This is a genomic window from Streptomyces sp. NPDC031225, from assembly GCF_055570355.1.
The window spans coordinates 48,287-72,059 of sequence record NZ_JBVIHJ010000009.1 but is presented as its reverse complement, the minus strand read 5'-3'; the positions used below and the strand labels follow the sequence as shown (position 1 = coordinate 72,059).

21 protein-coding genes are annotated in these 23,773 nt (G+C 72.1%); 16 read left to right on the top strand and 5 right to left on the bottom strand.

Annotated features, from left to right (window positions below):
- The coding region (locus tag ACZ48Z_RS17320) for a HAMP domain-containing protein (RefSeq protein WP_468736695.1) at window positions 1-1,001 on the bottom strand (1,001 nt) is incomplete at its 3' end.
- Window positions 1,002-1,103: 102 nt separating this feature from the next.
- Here ACZ48Z_RS17320 and ACZ48Z_RS17315 point away from each other — a divergent pair.
- From ACZ48Z_RS17315 to ACZ48Z_RS17305, 3 genes are all read left to right on the top strand, one after another.
- Window positions 1,104-3,152, top strand: a complete 2,049-nt coding sequence (locus ACZ48Z_RS17315) for a SpoIIE family protein phosphatase (RefSeq protein WP_468736694.1) — start codon at window positions 1,104-1,106, stop codon at window positions 3,150-3,152.
- 30 nt (window positions 3,153-3,182) lie between these two features.
- Window positions 3,183-4,415, top strand: a complete 1,233-nt coding sequence (gene hemW, locus ACZ48Z_RS17310; RefSeq protein WP_468736693.1) for a radical SAM family heme chaperone HemW — start codon at window positions 3,183-3,185, stop codon at window positions 4,413-4,415.
- A gap of 99 nt (window positions 4,416-4,514) precedes the next feature.
- Complete coding sequence (locus ACZ48Z_RS17305) at window positions 4,515-5,093, top strand: Uma2 family endonuclease (RefSeq protein ID WP_468736692.1); 579 nt, start codon at window positions 4,515-4,517, stop codon at window positions 5,091-5,093.
- On the opposite strand, the gene ACZ48Z_RS17300 is transcribed toward ACZ48Z_RS17305, so the two are convergent.
- Together ACZ48Z_RS17300 and ACZ48Z_RS17295 are read right to left on the bottom strand one after the other, a co-directional pair.
- The gene (locus tag ACZ48Z_RS17300; protein WP_468736691.1) at window positions 5,071-5,886 is read right to left on the bottom strand and encodes a DUF3097 domain-containing protein; all 816 of its coding nucleotides are present in this window, start codon (window positions 5,884-5,886) and stop codon (window positions 5,071-5,073) included. The two genes, ACZ48Z_RS17305 and ACZ48Z_RS17300, sit on opposite strands and share 23 nt — an antisense overlap.
- A 46-nt stretch (window positions 5,887-5,932) precedes the next feature.
- On the bottom strand, window positions 5,933-6,661 hold the full coding sequence (locus tag ACZ48Z_RS17295; protein ID WP_468736690.1) for an MBL fold metallo-hydrolase: 729 nt from the start codon (window positions 6,659-6,661) through the stop codon (window positions 5,933-5,935).
- Window positions 6,662-6,811: 150 nt separating this feature from the next.
- Between ACZ48Z_RS17295 and hrcA the strand changes: the two genes are divergently transcribed.
- The 10 genes from hrcA (at window position 6,812) to ACZ48Z_RS17245 (ending at window position 17,724) form a co-directional block, all read left to right on the top strand.
- Window positions 6,812-7,828 (top strand): heat-inducible transcriptional repressor HrcA, encoded by a 1,017-nt coding sequence (hrcA, locus tag ACZ48Z_RS17290; protein WP_468736689.1) that lies wholly within the window; start codon window positions 6,812-6,814, stop codon window positions 7,826-7,828.
- A complete protein-coding gene (gene dnaJ / locus ACZ48Z_RS17285; RefSeq protein ID WP_328747429.1) occupies window positions 7,829-8,968 on the top strand; it encodes a molecular chaperone DnaJ in 1,140 nt (379 codons plus the stop codon).
- A 117-nt stretch (window positions 8,969-9,085) separates the two neighbouring features.
- Window positions 9,086-10,162, top strand: a complete 1,077-nt coding sequence (locus ACZ48Z_RS17280) for a nitronate monooxygenase (RefSeq protein WP_468736688.1) — start codon at window positions 9,086-9,088, stop codon at window positions 10,160-10,162.
- Entirely contained in the window at window positions 10,159-10,920 is a 762-nt protein-coding gene (locus ACZ48Z_RS17275) for a 16S rRNA (uracil(1498)-N(3))-methyltransferase (RefSeq protein WP_468736687.1), read from the top strand. The genes ACZ48Z_RS17280 and ACZ48Z_RS17275 overlap by 4 nt, the downstream gene beginning before the upstream one ends.
- A 15-nt stretch (window positions 10,921-10,935) precedes the next feature.
- Window positions 10,936-11,328, top strand: a complete 393-nt coding sequence (locus ACZ48Z_RS17270; protein ID WP_468736686.1) for a VOC family protein — start codon at window positions 10,936-10,938, stop codon at window positions 11,326-11,328.
- 293 nt (window positions 11,329-11,621) lie between these two features.
- Window positions 11,622-12,155, top strand: coding sequence for a hypothetical protein (locus tag ACZ48Z_RS17265; RefSeq protein WP_468736685.1), 534 nt, complete (start codon window positions 11,622-11,624; stop codon window positions 12,153-12,155).
- A gap of 45 nt (window positions 12,156-12,200) precedes the next feature.
- Window positions 12,201-15,416, top strand: coding sequence for a S41 family peptidase (locus ACZ48Z_RS17260; RefSeq protein ID WP_468736684.1), 3,216 nt, complete (start codon window positions 12,201-12,203; stop codon window positions 15,414-15,416).
- Between the two features lie 32 nt (window positions 15,417-15,448).
- A complete protein-coding gene (locus tag ACZ48Z_RS17255) occupies window positions 15,449-15,802 on the top strand; it encodes an HIT domain-containing protein (protein WP_328747422.1) in 354 nt (117 codons plus the stop codon).
- 6 nt (window positions 15,803-15,808) lie between these two features.
- Window positions 15,809-16,714: a ribonuclease Z gene (locus tag ACZ48Z_RS17250; protein WP_468736683.1), complete on the top strand. Its 906-nt coding sequence runs from the start codon at window positions 15,809-15,811 to the stop codon at window positions 16,712-16,714.
- Window positions 16,715-16,734: 20 nt separating this feature from the next.
- Window positions 16,735-17,724: an adenosine deaminase gene (locus ACZ48Z_RS17245; protein ID WP_468736682.1), complete on the top strand. Its 990-nt coding sequence runs from the start codon at window positions 16,735-16,737 to the stop codon at window positions 17,722-17,724.
- 95 nt (window positions 17,725-17,819) lie between these two features.
- Here the strand turns inward: ACZ48Z_RS17245 and ACZ48Z_RS17240 are convergent, their stop codons facing one another.
- Window positions 17,820-19,007, bottom strand: a complete 1,188-nt coding sequence (locus tag ACZ48Z_RS17240; protein WP_468736681.1) for an MFS transporter — start codon at window positions 19,005-19,007, stop codon at window positions 17,820-17,822.
- Between the two features lie 189 nt (window positions 19,008-19,196).
- Complete coding sequence (locus ACZ48Z_RS17235; protein WP_468736680.1) at window positions 19,197-20,000, bottom strand: IclR family transcriptional regulator; 804 nt, start codon at window positions 19,998-20,000, stop codon at window positions 19,197-19,199.
- Window positions 20,001-20,157: 157 nt separating this feature from the next.
- Between ACZ48Z_RS17235 and ACZ48Z_RS17230 the strand changes: the two genes are divergently transcribed.
- From ACZ48Z_RS17230 to ACZ48Z_RS17220, 3 genes are all read left to right on the top strand, one after another.
- Window positions 20,158-21,054 (top strand): 5-dehydro-4-deoxyglucarate dehydratase, encoded by an 897-nt coding sequence (locus ACZ48Z_RS17230; protein WP_468736877.1) that lies wholly within the window; start codon window positions 20,158-20,160, stop codon window positions 21,052-21,054.
- On the top strand, window positions 21,051-22,340 hold the full coding sequence (locus ACZ48Z_RS17225; RefSeq protein ID WP_468736679.1) for a glucarate dehydratase family protein: 1,290 nt from the start codon (window positions 21,051-21,053) through the stop codon (window positions 22,338-22,340). The genes ACZ48Z_RS17230 and ACZ48Z_RS17225 overlap by 4 nt, the downstream gene beginning before the upstream one ends.
- Window positions 22,341-22,484: 144 nt before the next feature.
- A complete protein-coding gene (locus ACZ48Z_RS17220; protein ID WP_468736678.1) occupies window positions 22,485-23,642 on the top strand; it encodes a carbohydrate kinase family protein in 1,158 nt (385 codons plus the stop codon).
- Window positions 23,643-23,773 lie beyond the last annotated feature (131 nt).

The window sequence follows — 23,773 nt, the reverse complement described above, 5'->3', positions numbered from 1 at the left end:
CGCTCCAGGATCTCGCCCTGCGCGTCGACCGTGATCTTCTGCGACAGATCGCCGTTGGCCACGGCCGTCGTCACCTGGGCGATGTTGCGGACCTGAGAGGTCAGGTTCGACGCCATGAAGTTGACGTTGTCGGTGAGGTCCTTCCAGACCCCGGACACGCCCCGTACCTGGGCCCGTCCGCCCAACTGCCCCTCGGTGCCGACCTCGCGGGCCACCCGCGTGACTTCGTCGGCGAAGGCGGAGAGCTGGTCGACCATCGTGTTCACGGTGAGCTTCAGTTCGAGCAGCTCACCGGTCGCCTCGACCGTGACCGTGCGGGTGAGGTCGCCGCGGGCCACCGCCGTGGTCACCAGGGCGATGTCACGGACCTGCGCGGTCAGCCGGGACGCCATGGTGTTGACCGCCTCGGTCACATCCCGCCAACTGCCCGACAGACCCGACACCTTGGCCCGCCCGCCGAGCCGCCCCTCGGTACCCACCTCACGGGCCACCCGGGTCACCTCACCGGTGAACAGGGAGAGCTGGTCGACCATCTTGTTCACGGCCTGACCCAGCCGCCGCAGATCACCGCGCAACTGCCGGTTGCCGTCGTGCAGATCGACCCGCTGGGTCAGATCACCGCCGGCCACCGCGTCCAGGACCCGGGTCGCGTTGGCGGCCGGGGCCACCAGGGCGTCGAGCAGCTGGTTCACGTCGTTGACCCGGGAGGTCCACGAGCCCTGCCCGGGGCTGGGGGAGAGCCGCTCGTCGAGCCGGCCGTGCCGCACCAGCTCCCGCTTGACCCGGGTGACCTCGCCGGTGAAGTGGACGTTGCGGTCCACCAGCTGGTTGAAGACAGCCGTCAGTTCGGCCACGATCCCGTCGCCGGTCTCCGGCAGCTTCGTGAAGTCACCGTCCCGGGCCGCGGTCATGGCGGCGAGCAGAGGGCGCAGATCCGATGCACGAATCCGGTCACCTTTCTGTCCGTCTTCGAGCACAGGGATACCACTGTTCTCACTCATGGCGGCCCACTTCGGTAACTCGGCGCTTATGGGCGTGGCCAGTCTGTCACTCTGTCCGCATCGACTGAGGCGTATTCGTCCGAACTGCTCGGGGAGACGGCCATGGGGGCCATTCCGGTGCAACGGGAGTGTGTTGCCCGTGCGTCCGTCGCGCCGGTGCCCGGTGACGGCGCGCTCCCGTACGCCCCGGCGTACGCCCAGGCCACCCTCCCCGGCGTTCCGTTCGCGCCGGCCTCGGCCCGGGCCCTGTTACGGGCCACGATCGCCGAGTGGACCGAACTCGCCCTGCCCGGCACCGAGTTCCTCACCGACCGGCAGGCCGACGACGGAGTGGTCGTGATCAGCGAGCTCGTCACCAACGCCGTCGTGCACGCGGGCACCGACGTCGAACTGCACTGCCGGCTGGAGGCGCGCACCGGCGCCCTCGTCATCGAGGTCCTCGACCACCACCCCTCGCGCGCCCCGCACGACGGTGACCCCGAACTGTCGTACGGCATACCCGAGTACGGGCGCGGACTGCGCCTGGTCGCCGCCCTCGCCGAGTCCTGGGGCGTCACCTACCGCACCGGCGCCAAGACGGTGTGGGCGCAACTGCCGGCCGGCGGCAAGGAGGCCCTCGACGGCATCCAGGCGTACGCCGGGGAGGCCACGCAGGAACGGGAGCCGGACGGCGCGCACGAACGGGAGCCGGGGAGCGCGCACCGACGGGAGCCGGAGGGCGCGCACGAGCTGGCGCTGCGGGTCGCCGGGAAACTCGCCCCGGAACCGCCCCAGGCACCGGTGCCCCCCGCCTCCCGCGGTGAGCAGGACCGGGACTGGCTCAACCGCGGCGCCCTGTCCTTCCTCGCCGAGGCCTCCGATCTGCTCGCCGGGCAACTCGACGAGGACCTCGTCGCCGCGCTGGCCGGCCAGCTGATCGTGCCGCGGCTGGCCGACTGGTGCGCGGTGTGGCTGGAGGACGAGGTCGCCGGACGCTGGGGATCCCCTCGCCCCGGCGGGGCCGATAACGGGCCGGGCGAGGGCGCCGCGCCCGGACCCCGGCTGGCCCGGGTGTGGCACGGCACCGAGGCCCGGATCGAGGACCTGCGGCGCGCTCTGGAGAAGGAGCCCCCGGGCCCCTCCGGCGCGGACCGCCCCGGGCCCGCGCCCTTCCCCTGGCCCGGCGAGGCGCTCGGCCCGCACAGCACCCACGGCTCCGCGCTCGCCTACCGCCTCACCGCAGGCGGCCGCCCACTGGGCAGCCTGGTCATCGGCCGGGCCGGGCTGCTGTCCTTCCCCGACGAGATCACCGGGCTCGTCGAGGACCTCAGCCGCCGGGTGGCGCTCGCCATCGGCGCGGCCCGCCAGTACGCCCGGCAGGCCACCATCAGCGCGGTGCTCCAGCGCGGTCTGCTGCCCGGCGCGGTCGCCGAGATCCCCGGCGTGCGCAGCGCCCTGGTGTACGAGCCGTGCGACAAGGGCGGGCCCAGCGGCGACTTCTACGACCTCTTCCCGGCCGACGACGGCCGCTGGTGCTTCGCCCTCGGCGACGTCCAGGGCAAGGGCCCCGAGGCCGCCGTGGTCATCGGTCTTGCCCGTCCCTGGCTGCGGCTGCTGGCCCGCGAGGGCTACCGCGTCGCCGACGTCCTGGACCGCCTCAACCAGCTGCTCCTCGACGACGCGACGGAGGCCGCGGACGCGGCGGCGCGGGCCCTGGCCTCCGCGGGCGGACGTCCCGCGAACCCCGCGGACGGCCCCCAGACCCGTTTCCTGTCCCTCCTCTACGGCGAGCTCGTGCCCTTCGACGGCGGAGTGCGCTGCACCCTCGCCTCCGCCGGACACCCGCTGCCGCTGCTGCTCGGGGCCGAGGGCACGGTCCGTACGGTCGCACGGCCGCAGACCCTCATCGGCGTCGTCGAGGACGAGACGTACACCAGCGAGACCTTCGAGCTGCGCCCCGGCGACAGCCTGCTGTGTGTCACCGACGGTGTGACCGAGCGGCGCAGCGGCCCCCGGCAGTTCGACGACGAGGACGGGCTCGCCCAGGCCCTGGCTGGGTGCGCGGGGCTGGACGCCGAGCTGATCGCGGAGCGCATCAGACGGCTGGTGCACGAGTTCGGGGGGCGGCCCCCGGAGGACGACCTGGCGCTGCTGGTGCTGCAGGCGGAGTAGCCCCCGGCCGGGTGCTGGACAATGGAAGGCATGCCTTCCGCACTCCCCGACGGCGAACCCGTTCCCGACGACGGTTCGCTTCCCGCGTCCGCGCTCGCCGGAGCCGCCGAGCGCCCCCTCGGTTTCTATCTGCACGTCCCGTACTGCGCGACCCGCTGCGGCTACTGCGACTTCAACACCTACACCGCGACCGAGCTGCGCGGTTCGGGCGGGGTGCTGGCCTCCCGCGACAACTACGCGGACACCCTGATCGACGAGATCCGGCTCGCCCGGAAGGTCCTCGGCGACGATCCGCGCCCGGTCCGCACGGTGTTCGTGGGCGGCGGCACGCCGACCCTGCTGGCCGCCGGGGACCTCGTACGGATGCTGGGTGCGATCCGGGACGAGTTCGGGCTCGCGCCGGACGCGGAGGTGACGACCGAGGCGAACCCGGAGTCGGTCGACCCGGCGTACCTGACCGCCCTGCGGGACGGCGGCTTCAACCGGGTGTCCTTCGGGATGCAGAGCGCGAAGCAGCATGTGCTGAAGGTGCTGGACCGTACCCACACGCCGGGGCGGCCCGAGGCGTGCGTGGCGGAGGCCCGGGCGGCGGGCTTCGACCACGTGAACCTGGACCTGATCTACGGCACCCCGGGTGAGACGGACGACGACTGGCGGGCCTCCCTGGAGGCGGCGATCGGGGCCGGTCCGGATCACGTGTCGGCGTACGCCCTGATCGTCGAGGAAGGCACCCAGCTGGCTCGTCGTATCCGCCGGGGCGAGGTCCCGATGACCGACGACGACGTCCACGCGGACCGGTACCTGATCGCGGAGGACGTCCTGTCGGGCGCCGGGTTCGACTGGTACGAGGTGTCCAACTGGGCCACCTCGGACGCGGGCCGGTGCCTGCACAACGAGCTGTACTGGCGCGGGGCCGACTGGTGGGGCGCCGGGCCCGGGGCGCACTCGCACGTGGGCGGGGTGCGCTGGTGGAACGTGAAGCATCCGGGTGCGTATGCGGGGGCGCTGGCCGCGGGGCGGTCCCCGGGGGCGGGGCGGGAGCTGCTGTCGGACGAGGACCGGCGGGTCGAGCGGATCCTGCTGGAGCTGCGGCTGGTGGAGGGGGTGCCGTTGTCGCTGCTGCGTGAGGAGGGGCTGGCGGCTTCCCGGCGGGCGCTGGGGGAGGGGCTGCTTCAGGGAGCGCCCTATGAGGAGGGGCGGGCCGTGCTGACCTTGCACGGGCGGCTGCTGGCCGACGCGGTGGTACGGGATCTGGTGGATTGATCACCCGGCGGAGGGAATCGGTGCGGAACGCCGGTTCGGTCCCTAACCTGGTTCGCAGGCTGCCGCCAAAAGGTCGCGGCGAATGTGGAGGCCACGGAGATGACCGCTGTGGACGAACGTGGAGTCGCAGAGTTCTTCGAGGGTTTTGAGCCGCCCGACGGACTCAAGGTGGAGCTTCTGCGCGGGGAAATCGTGATGGTGGCCAGCCCTGATCTGGTGCACAACCTGATCGTGCTGCTCACGGAGAGGCAGATCCCACTGGATCGCTGGTATCCCCTGCAGACCCAGGATGTCGACCTCATCGACGAGGCGAGCGAACCGGTTCCCGACCTGGTGGTCGTCGCGCGTGACATCCTGCCCGGTTCGGGGCGTTTGCTGCCCTCTCAATTGATCACGACGGTCGTCGAGGTCGTTTCCAAGACCAGTGTTCACCGGGACTACGGTGTCAAGCGTTCGATCTATGCTGCGGGGAAAGTACCTGCCTATCTCATCGTCGATCCGATCATGGCGCAGTGCGTTCTGCTGACGAAACCCGAGGGGAAGGGCGAGGACGCCGACTATCGGACTCAGCACATCGCGAAGTTCGGTGAACCGCTGTCGCTCGACGTTCTGGGTCTGGAGCTCGACACCCGTGAGTTCGGAACGTTCCCCGGCGTCAAACCCCACCGCTATCCGTGACGAAGTCGATCAGTTCCTCCACCCGCCCCAGCAGCTCCGGCTCCAGGTCCCGGTAGGACCCCACCCGCTTCAGGATCGCCTGCCACACCGCGCCCGTGTTCTCCGACGGCCAGCCCAGGGCCTTGCAGACGCCCGTCTTCCAGTCCTGGCCGTGCGGTACCCGAGGCCACGCCTCGATGCCGAGGGACGACGGCTTCACCGCCTCCCAGATGTCGATGTACGGGTGGCCGACGACCAGCGCGTGCTCGCTGGTCACCGACGCCGCGATCCGGGATTCCTTGCTGCCCGGCACCAGATGGTCCACCAGCACACCCAGCCGGGCGTCCGGACCCGGCGCGAACTCGGCCACGATCGCCGGAAGGTCGTCCACGCCCTCCAGGTACTCCACGACCACGCCCTCGATGCGCAGGTCGTCGCCCCAGACCTTCTCCACCAGTTCCGCGTCGTGGCGGCCCTCGACGTAGATCCGGCCGGCGCGGGCCACACGCGCGCGTGCGCCGGGGACGGCCACCGATCCGGAGGCGGTCCGTGAGGGTCGTACGGGAGCCGCGGCCGCGGGCCGGACCAGGGTCACCACCCGGCCCTCCAGCAGGAAACCGCGGGGCTCCAGCGGGAACACCCGGTGCTTGCCGAAGCGGTCCTCCAGGGTCACCGCGCCCGCCTCGCAGCGGATCACCGCGCCGCAGAAACCGGTGCCCGGCTCCTCGACCACCAGACCGGGCTCGGCGGGCACCTCCGGCACCGGCTTGGGCTTCTTCCACGGAGGGGTCAGGTCGGCGGAGTACTGGCGCATTCGGATGACGATAGGAGAAGCGGCCCGAGGAGCACCACGACCAGCACTACGACACGCCGAAGCGTGCCGCCAGCGCGTCCCGCTGGGCCCGTACGAACGCCGCGTTCACCACCGCTCCGTGACCGGGCACGTACAGCGCGTCCTCGCCGCCCAGCTCCAGCAGCCGGTCAAGAGCGGCGGGCCAGCGCGGCGGTACGGCGTCCGGGCCCGCCTGCGGTTCGCCCGACTCCTCGACCAGGTCGCCGCAGAAGACCACCTCCGGCGCACCGGGGACGAGGACCACGAGGTCGTGAGCCGTGTGGCCGGGGCCCACGTTCGCCAGCAGGACCTGCCGGCCGCCGCCCATGTCGAGCGTCCACTCACCGGAGACGTGATGCCGGGGGGAGACGAGCGCGTCCACCGCCTCGTCCGCCGACGAGGAGTCCAGGCCGTTGCGTACCGCGTCCGCCCGCAGTTCCGCGCGGCCCAGGCGCCCCGCCAGCACCGTCTCCACGCCCACCGCGCCGAACACCTCCGCCCCCGTGAACGCCGCCGCGCCGAGGACATGGTCGAAGTGGGGGTGGGTGAGCGCGAGATGGGTCACACGGTGACCGGCGAGTTCCTCGGCCTGCGCGCGCAGGCGGGCGCCCTCCGCGAGGCTCGAGCCGGAGTCGATCAGCAGGGCCGTGCCCTCGCCGATCACCAGGCCCGCCGTGCAGTCCCAGCCGGGCAGCCGGCACCGCCCCACCCCGGCCGCGACCCGCTCCCACCCGAGCTCTTCCCAAGTCACCGTCATACCGCGACGCTAGCCGTACAACCCGTCACGCCGGGACCAGCCTTGCCCCGGGAGTACCCCACCGCCGTACACTGGCCCGGGAGCGCTGGCACTCGGACGGACAGAGTGCCAGGCGAGGCGACAGGGACGACTTTCTGGAGGTGGTGCGCGATGCTGAATGAACGCAGGCTCCAGGTGCTGCGCGCCATCGTCCAGGACTACGTCGGCACCGAGGAGCCGGTCGGGTCGAAGGCCCTGACCGAGCGGCACAACCTCGGAGTGTCCCCGGCGACCGTCCGCAACGACATGGCGGCCCTGGAGGACGAGGGGTTCATCGCCCAGCCGCACACCAGTGCCGGGCGGATCCCCACGGACAAGGGATACCGCCTTTTCGTCGACAAGCTGGCCGGCGTCAAGCCGATGACCGGGCCCGAGCGGCGCGCGATCCAGAACTTCCTCGACGGCGCCGTGGACCTCGACGACGTCGTGGCCCGGACCGTGCGGCTGCTCGCGCAGCTCACCCGGCAGGTCGCCGTCGTGCAGTACCCCTCACTGACCCGCTCGACCGTGCGGCACGTGGAGCTGCTCTCGCTCGCCCCCGCGCGCGTGATGCTCGTGCTGATCACGGACACCGGCCGGGTCGAGCAGCGCATGGTCGACTGCCCGGCGCCCTTCGGGGAGGCCTCGCTCGCCGATCTGCGGGCGCGGCTCAACAGCCGGGTCGCGGGGCGGCGGTTCGCCGATGTGCCCCGGCTGGTCGAGGACCTGCCGGAGGGGTTCGACGTCGAGGACCGGGGTACCGTCACCACGGTGCTCTCCACTCTCCTGGAGACGCTCGTCGAGGAGAACGAGGAGCGGCTGATGATCGGCGGCACCGCCAATCTCACCCGCTTCGGACATGACTTTCCCCTCACCATCCGGCCCGTCCTGGAGGCTCTGGAGGAGCAGGTCGTCCTCCTCAAACTCCTTGGTGAGGCCGGAGATTCGGGCATGACCGTACGCATCGGTCACGAGAACGCCTACGAGGGACTCAACTCCACTTCAGTGGTGTCGGTCGGCTACGGTTCGGGCAACGAGGCGGTCGCCAAGCTCGGCGTGGTCGGACCGACCCGCATGGATTACCCGGGAACGATGGGAGCGGTACGCGCAGTGGCACGGTACGTCGGACAGATCCTGGCGGAGTCGTAAGTGGCCACGGACTACTACGCCGTTCTCGGCGTGCGCCGCGACGCGTCGCAGGAAGAGATCAAGAAGGCGTTCCGTCGGCTCGCTCGCGAGCTGCACCCGGACGTCAACCCGGATCCGAAGACCCAGGAGCGGTTCAAGGAGATCAACGCCGCCTACGAGGTGCTGTCGGACCCGCAGAAGAAGCAGGTCTACGACCTCGGCGGCGACCCGCTCTCGCAGGCCGGCGGCGGTGGCGCGGGCGGCTTCGGAGCCGGTGGGTTCGGGAACTTCTCGGACATCATGGACGCGTTCTTCGGTACGGCCTCGCAGCGGGGTCCGCGCTCGCGGACCCGGCGCGGCCAGGACGCCATGATCCGGCTGGAGATCGAGCTCGACGAGGCGGCCTTCGGCACGACGAAGGACATCCAGGTCGACACGGCGATCGTCTGCACCACCTGCAGCGGTGAGGGCGCGGCGCCGGGAACCTCCGCGCAGACGTGTGACATGTGCCGCGGCCGCGGCGAGGTGTCGCAGGTGACGCGGTCCTTCCTGGGCCAGGTCATGACCTCGCGGCCGTGCCCGCAGTGCCAGGGCTTCGGCACCGTGGTCCCGACCCCGTGCCCGGAGTGCGCCGGCGACGGCCGGGTCCGCTCGCGCCGGACGCTGACGGTCAAGATCCCGGCCGGTGTCGACAACGGCACCCGGATCCAGCTCGCCGGTGAGGGCGAGGTCGGCCCCGGCGGCGGTCCCGCCGGTGACCTCTACGTCGAGATCCACGAACTCCCGCACTCGCAGTTCCAGCGGCGCGGCGACGATCTGCACTGCACGGTCACGCTCCCGATGACGGCGGCGTCCCTCGGTACCAAGGTGCCGCTGGAGACGCTGGACGGCATGGAGGAGGTCGACATCCGGCCCGGTACCCAGTCCGGCCAGTCGATCCCGCTGCACAGCCGGGGCGTCACGCATCTGCGCGGCGGCGGGCGGGGCGACCTCATCGTCCACGTCGAGGTCCAGACCCCGAACAAGCTCGACCCCGAGCAGGAACGGCTGCTGCGCGAACTGGCCAAGCTGCGGGGCGAGGAGCGGCCCACCGGGCAGTTCCAGCCCGGACAGCAGGGCTTGTTCTCCCGGCTGAAGGACGCGTTCAACGGTCGCGCGTGAGCCGTTGAGCGTGCGGCCCGGGCCGGAATCCGCCGGTCGTCGGGCTGTGTTCCGGTGGTCCGCGCGGGGTCGAAGGGCGGATTCGGACTTGTCCGGAGGACGTGACAACATGCCGTCATGTCCTCCGCACTGACCGATCTCTTCCCTCACCCGATCGTGCAGGCCCCCATGGCGGGCGGCGTCTCCGTGCCGAGGCTCGCCGCCGCCGTGTCCGATGCGGGCGGGCTCGGTTTCCTCGCCGCCGGGCACAAGACGGCCGACGGGATGTACCAGGAGATCAAGCAGCTTCGGGGGCTCACCGGACGGCCCTTCGGCGTCAACCTCTTCATGCCGCAGCCGGAGTCCGCGGACCCGGCCGCCGTCGAGGTCTACGCCCACCAGCTGGCCGGCGAGGCCACCTGGTACGAGACCGAGCTCGGCGACCCCGACAGCGGACGTGACGACGGCTACGACGCCAAGCTCGCCGTCCTGCTCGACAACCGGGTCAAGGTGGCCTCCTTCCACTTCGGCATCCCGAGCGGCGAGGCCCTGGAGGCGCTGCGCCGGGCCGGCACCTTCACCCTCGTCACCGCGACCACGCCCGAGGAGGCCCTCGCCGTGCAGTACGCGGGCGCCGACGCCGTGATCGCCCAGGGCGTGGAGGCCGGTGGTCACCAGGGCACCCACCGGGACATCCCCGAGCAGGACAACTCAGGCCTCGGCCTTCTGTCCCTCGTGACCCAGATACGCGAGACGGTGACCCTTCCGATCGTCGCCGCCGGCGGCATCATGCGCGGCAGCCAGATCGCCGCCGTCCTCGCCGCCGGAGCCGACGCGGCCCAGCTCGGCACGGCGTTCCTCGCCACGCACGAGTCCGGCGCCCACGACGTGCACAAGCAGGCGCTGACCAACCCCCTCTACGTGCGCACCGAGTTGACCCGCGCCTTCTCCGGCCGCCCCGCCCGCGGCCTGGTCAACCGCTTCCTGCGCGAGCACGGCCCGTACGCCCCCGCCGCCTATCCCGAGATCCACCACCTCACCGCGCCCCTGCGCAAGGCCGCCGCCAAGGCCAAGGACGCGCAGGGCATGTCGCTGTGGGCCGGACAGGGGCACCGGATGGCACGGGAACTGCCCGCGGGACAGCTCGTGGAGCTCCTCGCGGCCGAACTCGCGGACGCCAGGACAGCGTTGTCGGCCAAGGGGGACCTGCGATGACCGCACCCGTGTTCGTCGTCGAGGGCTTCGTCGAGCAGACCGAGCCGGGGAGCGGCGGACGGTACGTCCTCGACGGCCCCGAAGGGCGCCATGCCGTCTCCGTGAAGCGGCTCCAGCCCGGCGAGGACGTCATCCTCACCGACGGGGCCGGGCGCTGGGCCGACTGCGTGGTGCTCGGTACCGAGGGCAAGGACCGGCTGATCGTCCAACTGGACTCGGTGTCCGAGGAACCCCGGGCGCAGCCCCGTATCACCGTCGTCCAGGCACTGCCCAAGGGCGACCGCGGTGAGGTGGCCGTCGAGACCATGACGGAGGTCGGCGTCGACGCCGTCGTGCCCTGGCAGGCTGCCCGCTGCATCACCCAGTGGAAGGGCGAACGGGGACTGAAGTCGCTCGGTAAGTGGCGGGCCACCGCCCGCGAGGCCGGCAAGCAGTCCAGGCGGCTGCGGTTCCCCGAGATCGCGGACGCGGCGACGACGAAACAGGTTGCCTCACTTCTCGCCGAAGCCGACTTCGCCGCCGTGCTCCACTCCGACTTCGACCACCCCGGTGAGCCCCTCGCCACCGCCGAACTCCCCGAGGAGGGTGAGATCGTGCTGGTCGTCGGCCCCGAAGGGGGTGTCGCCAAGGACGAGTTGGCGCTCTTCGAGGAGGCGGGTGCGCGGGCGTATGTCCTCGGGCCTACCGTGTTGCGGACATCAACCGCCGGGACGGCGGCAGCGGCCCTGCTCCTGGGCCGTACCGGCCGCTGGTCCTGAGCCGAGAGGAACACCGTGGAACTCGCCCAGGTCCGCCTGCTCGTCAGCGACTTCGCCGCCTGCTACCACTTCTACGCCGACGTCCTCGGCCTCAAGCCCCAGTCGGGGGCGACGGGCGGACCGTACGAGAAGTTCAGTCCCGCCACCGGTTCGGCGGGCATCGCCCTCCAGGACCGGTCGATGATGGCGGCGGTCCTCGGCGAACTGGGCGACACGGCCACCGGCCACCGCTCCCTTGTGGTGCTGCGCGTCGACGAACTGGACGCCTACTGCGAGCAGATCACCGCCCGCGGCGCCACCCTGCTGCGCGGCCCGGTCCCCATGACGGAACGCATGCGGGTCGCCCACCTCAAGGACCCGGAGGGGAACCTGGTGGAACTTCAGGAGTGGCTGCTGCTGCGCGGCTGAGCACCGCGTCGAAGAGGTCCCCGCCGTCCAACTCCCGGGCTCCCGGCAGGAGTCGCCGCCGTCGGGCAGCTCGTCCCGCATGACGATCCGGGTGCGGACCCCGGCGGGGATCGGATGGAGCGCGTCGCGGCCGACGCCGCCGTCCCGGTGCTTGTGCCGGACGCTCCCCATGCAGGTCCGGTCGCCCGCGACGAGCCTTCTCGCCGCACGATCCCCGCGCATCCGCCCGACCGGCGCGCGAGTGGCTGTATGCGCCCTACCCTCCGGGGCGGGACAGTGGCAGGCTGCCCTCCATGGTGGCGTTGAGACGGAACGGGCGTCGGCCGCGCGGGGTGCGAGTGGCGGGCGTGGTCGGGGGTGCCGTACTGGCCGTGGGCGGGGTCGCCGCCTGTGATCCGGCCGGCGCGGTCAGCTCCGCGACCATCGCGTACACCACCGACCAGCTGGTCACCAAGGAGCTGAACCGGCAGAAGGCCGACGTGAGTTGGCTGACCTGCACGGCCTCGTACGACAACGGCGACAGGACACCCAGCGCCAGTGTGAACACCGTCGCCACCGTCGACTGCAAGGGCAAGACACGCGACGGCAAGGACATCACCGTCAAGGGCAAGGTGACCCGGGCCGTCAGCGGCGCGTGTGTGCGCGGCGACCTCACCGCCATGGTGGGCGGCAGGCAGTGGTTCCACGTGCAGGGACTCGGCGACTGCACCACCACGCCCACGCCGCCGGTCAACAACCCGGGACAGCCCGGCCCCACCGTCACCGTGACGGTCACCAAGACCATCTGGTGCCAGAAGGACCCGCAGTGCTGGCCCGACGGCAAGTGATCGAAACCCCTGTGCACGGGGACCACCCGTGCATAGGGTGACCGGGTGACACAGCCTGCGACGTCCGCATATCTCCGGTTTCCGCATCTGCAGGGCGAGTTGGTGGCCTTCACCGCCGAGGACGACGTGTGGCTCGCGCCGCTCGACGGCGGCCGCGCCTGGCGGGTCAGCACGGACAACGTGCCCGTCAACCACCCCCGTATCTCGCCCGACGGCGCCACCGTCGCCTGGACCTCCCCCTGCGGCAGCGCCCCCGAGGTGCACATCGCCCCGGTCGACGGAGGACCGGTCAGGAGGCTGACCCACTGGGGCAGTTCACGCACCCAGGTGCGCGGCTGGACCCCGGACGGGCACGTCCTCGCGATCACCACCCACGGCCGGGCCAGCCTGCGCCGCAGCTGGGCGCACGCCCTCCCGCTCGACGGCGGACCCGGCACCGTCCTGCCGTACGGCCCGGTCGGGCATGTCGCGTACGGCCCGGCGACCGTGGTGCTCTCCGCGCCCATGGGCCGGGAGGCCGCCTGGTGGAAGCGGTACCGGGGCGGCACGGCGGGCAAGCTGTGGATCGACCGCGAGAGCGACGGCGAGTTCGTCAGGCTGCACGAGGACCTGGACGGGAACCTCGAATACCCGGTGTGGGCGGGGGAGCGCATCGCCTTCCTCTCCGACCACGAGGGCACCGGCGCCCTCTACTCCTCCCTCGCCGACGGCTCCGACCTGCGACGGCACACCCCCCTCGACGGCTACTACGCCCGGCACGCCTCCGGTGACGGCACCCGGGTCGTCTACACCTCCGCCGGCGAGCTGTGGATCCTCGACGACCTCGACGGCGCCGAACCGCGCCGCCTGGATATCCGCCCGGCCGGCCGGCGTGCCGACCGGCAGCCGTTCCCGGTGAACGCCGCCCACTGGTTCGGGTCCGCCGCCCCCGACCACACCGCGCGCGGCAGCGCGGTCGCCGTACGCGGAGCCGTCCACTGGGTCACCCACCGCTCTGGCCCGGCCCGCGCGCTCGCCGCCGAACCCGGCGTCCGAGCCCGGCTGCCGCGCACCTTCCGCACGGAGGGCGAGGAGTGGGTGGTGTGGGTGACCGACGCGGAGGGCGACGACGCCCTGGAGTTCGCGCCCGCCACCGGCCTCGCCCCCGGCGCCACCCCGCGCCGCCTCGCCGCCGGACAGCTCGGCCGCGTCCTCGGCCTCGCGATGGCCCCCGACGGCAGCCGGGCCGCGGTCGCCGCGCACGACGGCCGCGTCCTGCTCGTCGAGCGGGAGACCGGCGAGGTCCGCGAGGTCGACCGCAGCGAGGACGGCGACGCACGGGGCCTCACCTTCTCGCCCGACTCGGCCTGGCTCGCCTGGTCGCACCCCGGCCCCGAGCCGCTCTGCCAGCTCCGCCTCGCCAACACCACCGACCTCTCGGTCACCGAGGCGACCCCGCTGCGCTTCCAGGACTACGCCCCCGCCTTCACTCTCGACGGCAAACACCTGGCCTTCCTCTCCAACCGCTCCTTCGACCCGGTCTACGACGAGCACGTCTTCGACCTCGCCTTCGTCGTCGGCGACCGCCCGCACCTGATCACCCTGGCCGCGACCACCCCGTCCCCCTTCGGCCCGCAGCGGCACGGCCGCCCCTTCGAGGCCCCCGACAAGGACGAGACCCCCGACAGCGAGGGCACCCCGGCCACCCGCATCGACCTCGAAGGCCTCGCCGACCGGATCGTGCCCTTCCCGGTCGAGGCCGGCCGCTACTCCAACCTGCGCGCCGCCAAGGACGGCGTCCTGTGGCTCCGGCACCCCGTCCAGGGCGTCCTCGGCTCCTCCCGGGCCACCCCGGACGACCCCGACCCCAAGACCGACCTGCAGCGCTACGACCTCGCCCAGCAGCGCCTCGAACACCTCGCCGTCGACGCCGACCACTTCGCCGTCAGCGGCGACGGAAAGCGCGTCCTGCTGTGGACCGACGGCCGGCTGAAGGTCGTACCGAGCGACCGGCGCGCCGCCTCCGACGACGACAGCGACACGAACATCACCGTCGACCTCGGGCGGATCCGGCAGACCGTCGACCCGTCGGCCGAGTGGCGGCAGATGTTCGAGGAGACCGGCCGCATCATGCGGGACCAGTTCTGGCGGCCCGACATGAGCGGCGTCGACTGGAACGGCGTCCTCGACCGCTACCGCCCGGTCCTCGACCGGCTCGCCACCCACGACGACCTGGTCGACCTCCTCTGGGAGGTGCACGGCGAACTCGGCACCTCCCACGCCTATGTCACCCCGCGCGGCGGCCACGGCCACGGCCCCCGGCAGGGACTCCTCGGCGCCGACATCTCCCGCCACGAGGACGGCCCCCAGGGGTCGGCACAGTGGCGCATCGACCGAATCCTGCCGACCGAGACCTCCGACCCGGCCGCCCGCTCCCCGCTGGCCGCACCCGGCGCCGCGGTCCGGGCCGGGGACGCGATCGTCGCCGTCGGCGGCCACCCGGTCGACCCGGTCACCGGCCCCGGCCCCCTTCTGGTCGGCACGGCGGGCAAACCGGTCGAGCTCACCATCTCCCCGTCCGGCGGCGGCGACCTGCGGCACGCCGTCGTCGTACCGATCTCCGACGAGGAGCCGCTGCGCTACCACGCGTGGGTCGCCGACCGGCGGGCCTACGTCCACGAGAAGTCCGGCGGCCGGCTGGGATATCTGCACGTCCCCGACATGCAGGCTCCGGGCTGGGCCCAGATCCACCGCGACCTGCGCGTCGAGGTGGCCCGCGAGGGCCTCGTGGTCGACGTCCGCGAGAACCGCGGCGGCCACACCTCCCAGCTGGTCGTCGAGAAGCTGGCCCGCAGGATCGTCGGCTGGGCGCTGCCGCGCGGGATGCGGCCGTACAGCTATCCGAGGGACGCGCCGCGCGGTCCCGTCGTGGCGGTGGCGAACGAGTTCTCGGGTTCCGACGGCGACATCGTCAACGCGGCGATCAAGGCGCTGGGCATCGGCCCGGTGGTGGGCACCCGCACGTGGGGCGGCGTCATCGGCATCGACAGCCGCTACCGCCTGGTCGACGGCACGCTGATCACCCAGCCCAAGTACGCCTTCTGGCTGGAGGGGTACGAGTGGGGGGTCGAGAACCACGGCGTCGATCCCGACGTGGAGGTGCTGCAGAGGCCCCAGGACCACGCGGCGGAAAGGGACACACAGCTCGACGAGGCGGTGCGGATCGCCCTGGCGGCGCTGGAGGACAGTCCTGCGAAGACGCCACCGAGCCTGCCTCGTTAAGATGCCTCAGGATCTCGTACGGAAGGAACCACATGCCAGGGGAACCCCAGGACGACTGCCTGTTCTGCAAGATCGTCGCAGGCCAGATCCCGGCGACGATCATCCGTGAGACGGACACCACCGTCGCCTTCCGGGACATCAACCCCCAGGCGCCCACCCACGTCCTCGTGATCCCCAAGGCCCACCACGAGAACGCCGCCGCCCTCGCCGCCGCCGCGCCCGAACTCGCCGCCGACGTCCTGCGCGAGACCGAGGCGGTCGCCCACGACGAGAAGCTGGACAGCTACCGCACCGTCTTCAACACGGGCAGCGGCGCCGGCCAGACCGTCTGGCACGCCCACGCCCATGTGATCGGCGGCCGCGGCCTCCAGTGGCCCCCCGGGTAACTCGTCGTGTCCGTACGTGAGTTGGTCGTCCTCGGCACAGCCAGCCAGGTCCCCACCAGGCACCGCAACCACAACGGCTACCTGCTGAGGTGGGACGGCGAGGGCATCCTCTTCGACCCCGGCGAGGGCACCCAGCGCCAGATGCTGCGCGCCGGTGTCGCCGCCCACGACCTCAACCGGATCTGTGTCACCCACTTCCACGGCGACCACTCCCTGGGCCTCGCGGGCGTGATCCAGCGCATCAACCTCGACCGGGTCCCGCACGAGATCACCGCCCACTACCCGAAGTCGGGGCAGCGCTTCTTCGACCGGCTCCGGTACGCGACGGCGTACCGGGAGACGGTCCGGCTCACCGAGGCGCCGGTCGCCGAGGACGGAGTGATCGCGCGGACCGGCGGCTACACCCTGGACGCCCGCAAGCTGTCCCACCCCGTCGAGTCCTACGGCTACCGCCTCACCGAGCCCGACGGCCGGCGCATGATCCAGGACCGCCTCGCCGCACACGGCATCAAGGGGCCCGACGTCGGACGCATCCAGCGGGAGGGCTCCCTGAACGGCGTCTCCCTCGACGACGTCAGCGAGGTCCGCCAGGGCCAGCGGTTCGCGTTCGTCATGGACACCCGCCTGTGCGACGGCGTCCACGCCCTCGCGGACGGCGTCGACATGCTCGTCATCGAGTCGACCTTCCTCGACGAGGACGAGCAACTGGCGGTCGACCACGGCCACCTGACGGCAGGTCAGGCGGCACGCGTGGCCCGTGACGCCGGTGTACGGCACCTCGTGCTCACCCACTTCAGCCAGCGCTACCCGGAGCCGGAGGAGTTCGAGCGGCAGGCGCGGGCGGCCGGATACGAGGGCGAGCTGACCGTGGCCCACGACCTCCTGAGGGTCCCGGTTCCGAAACGGGGATAAAGCAGCCGTACGATGCTTCGATGTCCCTCCCCAAAGCTGAACTGCACCTGCACATCGAAGGCACCCTGGAGCCTGAGCTGGCCTTCGAGCTGGCCGCGCGCAACGGCGTCGAACTGCCCTACGCCGACGCGGACGCACTGAGCAAGGCGTACCGGTTCGAGGACCTCCAGTCCTTCCTGGACCTGTACTACGAGCTCATGGCCGTCCTGCGCACCGAGCGGGACTTCGAGGACCTGGCCAACGCGTACCTTGCCCGGGCCGCCGCGCAGGGGGTACGGCACGCGGAGATCTTCTTCGACCCGCAGGCGCACATCGCGCGGGGCGTGGACATGGGGACGGTCGTCGAGGGGCTGTGGCGGGCGCTGGGCAGCAGCGTGGCGAACCACGGCGTCTCCACGCAGCTGATCATGTGCTTCCTGCGGGACGAGTCGGCCGAGTCGGCCCTTGCGACCCTTGAGGCCGCCAAGCCGTATCTCCACCGGATCGTCGGGGTCGGGCTCGACTCCGCCGAGGTGGGGCATCCGCCGGTGAAGTTCCGCGAGGTGTACGAGGCCGCGGCCGCACTGGGGCTGCGGCGGGTGGCTCACGCCGGGGAGGAGGGGCCGCCGGAGTACATCGTCGAGGCGCTGGACGTGCTCGGGGTGGAGCGGATCGACCACGGGCTGCGGTGCGTGGAGTCGCCTGAGCTGGTGGCTCGCCTTGTGCGGGACCGGGTGCCGTTGACTCTGTGCCCGCTGTCCAACGTGCGGCTCCGTACGGTCGATGTGCTGGCCGATCATCCGTTGCCCGCGATGTTGGATGCCGGGTTGATGTGCACGGTGAACTCCGACGACCCCGCGTACTTCGGTGGATACGCGGGCGACAACTTCGAGGCCGTTCAGAAGACTCTGGGGCTGAGTGAGGAGCGGTTGCGGGAGCTTGCCCGGAACTCGTTCCTTGCGTCCTTCCTTGAGCATGATGAGGAGCTGCGGGCTCGGTATCTTGCGGAAGTTGATGCGTACGAGTTCTGAGGTGCGTTGTCGTCTGCCGCGCCGTCGTGGCTTGTCGCGCCCCGCGGCGGAGCCGCTGATCGACACAGCCCCGCGCCCCTAAAGACCAAAGGCACTCACGCGGCCGTTGCTTTGTCGTATGCCTGGGTCTCCAGCTGGACCTCCACGACCGGCAATGTCCGGCGCCCCGCCCCCATCGCCACCGCCGTCATCGGTACGGCGATCACCAGCAGGCCCGCTGCCAGGACCGTGCCCATCGCCGGGAAGCCGGCCTGGGAGGCGAGGAGGCTGCCGGTCAGCGGGCCCGCCGCCGTGCCCAGCGATGACGCCGAGCCGACCAGGACCGCCCAGCGTCCACGGGGGTCGAGGGAGGCGGCGAGGCCGATGACGTACGACAGGACGATCGGGTAGAGCGTGTTCCAGGCGATCTCGCCGGCCGCGAAGGACGTCAGGTCGTGCGCGGAGGCGCTGAGGGTGATGCAGACGGCGATGAGGACCGTGCCGCCGCCGATGGGCAGGGCGCGGCCGAGCCGTGGGCCGAGCGCGCCGGCTCCGACGACCCCCAGCAGTCCGGTGCCGAGCGCGATCGCGAAGACCGCGCCGACCGTGGTCTCGGAGAGGTGGGCCTGGGTGAGGCCGATGCGGCCGCTGACGCCCCAGAGGGCGTTCTGGGCGAGGGACCAGCACGGGAGCGCGACGGCGAGGAGGAGGCCGGCTCGGAGGTGGGGGAGCGGGGTGCCGGTGTCCCGGCTGCGGGCGGGGGCCGTGCACAGCGGGAGGCGGCTCGTCAGCGGCCAGACCGCGAGGGCGGTGAGGGCGATCGCGGCCAACGGCTGGCCGTGACCGGGGCCCAGGTGCGGCACGGTGAGGTAGACGGCGCCCGCGAGCGCGGAGACGCCGAGGAGGCCGACGGTGGTCGTGCGGTGCGGGTCCGGCTGGGCGGCGATGCCGGTGGCGGCCACCGCCGTCGACGTACCGGATCCGAAACCGCCGATCAGCGCGCCCGCGACGACGGCCGGGACGGCGTGGGCGAGGGCGGCGCCGCCGTAGCCGAGGACGGCGAGGGTGAGGCCGACGCGGGCCAGTGTGCGGGGGCCGATGCGGTCGACGCGGGAGGCGAGCAGGAAGCCGGCGGCCGCCGAGCTCAGCAGCAGCGCGCTGCCGACGGCACCCGCCTCGGTGGCGGTCAGAGCAAGCCCCGAGTCGAGCCTTCCGACGGTGGTGGGCAGGAGATAGGGGGCGAGGTACCCGGCTGTGAAGAGGGCGACGAGGGGCCAGGGCAGGGTGGAGCGACGGGCGGACACGGGCGTTCCCAGGGCATGCGAAAGAAGCGGCTCAAGAAGGGGGTGGGCGCAGGCCGTCGACGGACAGGAACGCGCGAAGAGAATTTGTATCAAGCACGCGGTTGCGGAAGAAGCCCGGGTGGCGTGATCTGACTCACGTTCCGTTTGGGACGAGTGATGGCGGGTAGCAGAGTTCCTTTTCCGGTGCGGTCAACGCCAGTTCGGCGCGCCCCCCGTGCCCCGTGCCGTCGCCTCGATCTTGCCCCTGATCTCCCGCATCACCGCGATGATCTGCTGCTCGTGTTCCGGTGTGAGGCGGGCGACCGGGACCGAGCAGCTGACGGCGTCCTGGGCGGGGGAGTCGTAGCGCAGGGCGAAGCCGAAGCCGACGATCCCGGGGACGCCCTCCTCGCGGTCGACCGCGTAGCCGCGGGCGCGGACCTCGGCGAGGTCGGCCAGCAGGGAGTCGCGGGTGGTGTGGGAGTTCGGGGTGAGCGCCTCGTACGGCCCCTCGGGCACCCGTTCGTCGGGACACTCGGCCAGGAGTGCCTTGCCCAGCGCGCCCGCGTGCGCGGGCAGGCGGCGGCCCACCCTGCTGATGGTCCGCAGGTACTCGTGCGATTCGCGGGTCGCCAGATACGCCACGTCCCGGCCGTCGAGCCGCCCCAGGTGGATCGTCTCGCCCAGCGCCTGGGACGCCTCGTCGAGATAGGGCCGTACGGCCTGGACGCGCGGGTCGGAGTCCAGGTAGCTGGTGCCGGTGAGCAGGGCGTGGATGCCGATGCCGTAGAGCGAGCCGGTGCTGTCCGTGCGGACCCAGCCGCGCGAGATCAGGGTCTGGAGCAGCGCGTACATCGAACTGCGCGGCACCTCCAGGGCGGCCGCGAGCTCCTGCAGCCGGGCCGGCCGGTCGCCGCGCGCCGCCAGCAGTTCGAGGAGTTCGACCGTGCGGGCCGCCGACTTCACCTCGCGGACGCCAGCGCTCTCCGGGCGTTCGCCCCCTGTCTCCGACATGCGCCGATCGTAATCGTCCCGCCAAACCTCGCGTCGCCCCATTGACGAGAACGGTTCGCGTATCTAATCTCCATCTTCATACGTAGATTGCATCTACATGGGGAGATGACTGAGGGTGGCCCTCGATCCGGACACGGCCCGACGACTGCGGGACGGCATGGCACACGGTGTGCTGTCGTTCCCGCTCACGAGCTTCCACGACGACGGCACCCTCGACCCGGACGGCTTCCGCGCGCACGTCGCCGCCCAGATCGCCACCGGCCCAGGCGCTCTCTTCCCGGCCTGCGGCACCGGCGAGTTCTTCTCGCTCGACGAGGACGAGTACCGGCAGGTCGTCACCATCGCGGTCGAGGAGGCCGGCGGCCGGCTGCCCGTCGTCGCCGGGACCGGCTACGGCTGGGCCCAGGCCGTCCGCTTCGCCCGGATCGCCGAGGAGGCGGGCGCGGACGCCCTGCTCGTCCTCCCGCACTACCTGGTCGCCGCCCCGCAGGACGGTCTCGTCGCCCAGCTGGAGCAGATCGCGCACCGGACCCGGCTGCCGCTCATCGCCTACCAGCGCGGCCAGGTCGCCTTCGGTGTGGACGCCTTCAGGCGCGTCGCCGCGATCCCCGGCGTCATCGGCCTCAAGGACGGCCACAGCGACCTCGACCGGCTCCAGCGCCTCACCCTCGCCGCCCCCGAGGGCTTCCTCTTCTTCAACGGCGCCTCCACCGCCGAGATCCAGGCCCGCGCCTACGCCACCGTCGGGGTCCCCGCCTACTCCTCGGCCGTCCACGCCTTCGCCCCCGAGATCGCTAACGCCTTCTTCGCAGCCCTGCGTGACGGCGACGACGGCACGGTCGACAAGCTGCTGCGCGACTTCTACGTCCCGCTCGTCGAACTCCGCGACCGGGTGCCCGGCTACGCCGTGTCCCTGGTGAAGGCGGCCGCACGGCTGCGAGGACGCCCGGTGGGACCCGTGCGCGCCCCCCTCACCGACCCGTCCCCCGCCGACCTGGCGGACCTCACGGCGCTGCTCACCACCGGACTCGACCTCGTAGGAGCCCAGCTGTGAACCTCACGATCGCCGACGTCCGCCTGACCCCGATCCTCATCGCCGACCCGCCGCTGCTGAACACGCAGGGCGTCCACCAGCCGTACACCCCCCGGCTGATCGTCGAGGTCGAGACCGCCGACGGGGTGACTGGGGTCGGGGAGACGTACGGGGACACCAAGTACCTGGAGCTGGCACGGCCGTTCGCGGAGAAGCTGATCGGCCGTCAGGTCAGCGACCTGAACGGGCTGTTCACAGTCGCGGACGAGGTGGCCGTCGACTCCTCCCGGGTCTCCGGGCAGGTCGACGTCGGCGGGCTGCGGGGCGTCCAGACCGCCGACAAGCTCCGGCTGTCCGTCGTCTCCGGATTCGAGGTCGCCTGCCTCGACGCCCTCGGCAAGGCACTCGGCCTGCCCGTGCACGCGCTGCTCGGCGGCAAGGTGCGGGACGCCGTCGAGTACAGCGCGTACCTGTTCTACAAGTGGGCCGCCCATCCGGAAGGCGTGACCTCCGAGAAGGACGACTGGGGGGCCGCCGTCGATCCCGCCGGGGTGGTCGAGCAGGCCCGCCTGTTCACCGAGCGGTACGGCTTCACCTCCTTCAAGCTCAAGGGCGGGGTCTTCCCGCCGGACGAGGAGATCGCGGCGGTACGGGCACTGGCCGAGGCGTTCCCCGGGCACCCGCTGCGGCTCGACCCCAACGGGGCCTGGAGCGTGGCGACTTCACTGAAGGTGGCCCAGGAAATCGGAGACGTCCTTGAGTACCTGGAGGACCCCGCCCTCGGCACCGCCGCCATGGCCGAGGTGTCCGCCGGGACCGACGTGCCGCTGGCCACCAACATGTGCGTGACGACCTTCGCCGAGATCAAGGAGGCGTTCGCCAAGGACGCGGTCCAGGTGGTGCTCTCCGACCACCACTACTGGGGCGGTCTGCGCAACACCCAGCAACTCGCCGCGATCTGCCGGACGTTCGGGGTCGGCGTGTCCATGCACTCCAACACCCACCTCGGGATCTCGCTGGCCGCGATGACGCATGTGGCGTCCACCGTGCCGAACCTTCACCACGCCTGCGACTCGCACTACCCGTGGCAGTCGGAGGACGTCCTCACCGAGCGGCTGACGTTCCGGGGCGGGGCCGTGACGGTGTCCGACGCTCCGGGCCTCGGTGTCGAGCTCGACCACGACAAGGTGCGGTTCCTGCACCAGCGGTGGCTCGACGACGACGGTTCGCTGCGGGAGCGGGACGACGCGGCGGCGATGCGGGTCGCCGAGCCGGGTTGGGTCACACCGGCCGTGCCCCGCTGGTAGTGCCCGTTGGTAGAGCCCCACTGGCAGTGCCCCGCTTCCGGAACGCCGCACAGGCCGTCCGGCGTGGCACGGACGTGACCGCCGACGCGTTGTCGGTGGTGTGGTGCAGACTGGCCTGATCGGCAACACGTCAGGGAGCGCACCGTGATCGCGTCCAACGCGTCCACCGGAAAGGGACCGTCGCACTTCGGAGAGACCGGGCCGTGCCAGGCCCGGGTCGATCCCCTGGCCGCCGTGCGCGAACCCGGCGATCCGCCCTGCGACGTCTATCTCACCGGCACCGTCTTCCTCGACATCGTCTTCACCGGGCTCGGCTCCGCCCCCGTGCGCGGCACCGAGTCCTGGGCCCGCGGGATGGGCTCCAGCCCCGGCGGTGTCGCGAACATGGCGACCGCCCTGGCCCGCCTCGGGCTGCGCACCTCGCTCGCCGCGGCCTTCGGCGACGACCACTACGGCGAGTACTGCTGGGACGCGCTGGAGCAGGGCGAGGGCATCGACCTCTCCCCGTCGCGCACCGTCCCCGGCTGGCACTCCCCGGTCACCGTCTCCATGGCGTACGAGGGCGAGCGCACGATGGTCTCCCACGGCCACGAGCCGCCCCCGGAGGCCGCGCTCCTCCAGGAGAGCGCCCCCGACCACCCGCCCCGCGCGCGTGCGGCGGTGGCCTCGCTGGAACCGGGCAGACGCGCACCCTGGATCGCCCGGGCCGCGAGCCACGGCACCCGGATCTTCGCCGACGTCGGCTGGGACGAGACCGGGGCGTGGGACCTGGCGGGCCTGGCCGACCTCGAACACTGCGAGGCCTTCCTGCCGAACGCCGAGGAGGCCATGCGGTACACCGGCGCCACCTGCCCCCGGGAAGCCGCGCACGCACTCACCGAACACGTGCCGCTCGCCGTGGTCACCCTCGGCGCGGACGGCGCCTACGCCGTGGACCGGCGCACCGGCGAGACGGCCGAGGTCCCGGCGATCGAGGTCGAGGCGCTCGACCCGACCGGCGCCGGAGACGTCTTCGTCGCGGGCTTCGTCACCAGCACCCTGGCGGGCTGGCCGCTCGCGGACCGGCTGGCCTTCGCCGGCCTGACCGCCGCGCTCTCCGTCCAGGAGTTCGGCGGCTCCCTGTCCGCGCCGGGCTGGTCCGAGATCGGCTCCTGGTGGCGCAAGGTCCAGTCCCTCGACTCCCAGGACCCGGAGGCCCTGCGACGGTACGCGTTCCTCGCGGCCCTGGTCCCGGAGGAGGAGTCCCCGGGCTGGCCACTGCGGCGGGCGGTACCGACGATCGGGTTCGGCAGATCGGCCTGACGACCCGGAGACAGTGCCGCCTCGCCGCCGGCCCGTCCAACACATCGAGCCGGCGCGGACCCGACGACACCGGCCGCTGAGGCGGGACCCCATCAGCGCCCCGCTGCAGGGCCGTCGGGCGTGCGCGGCTC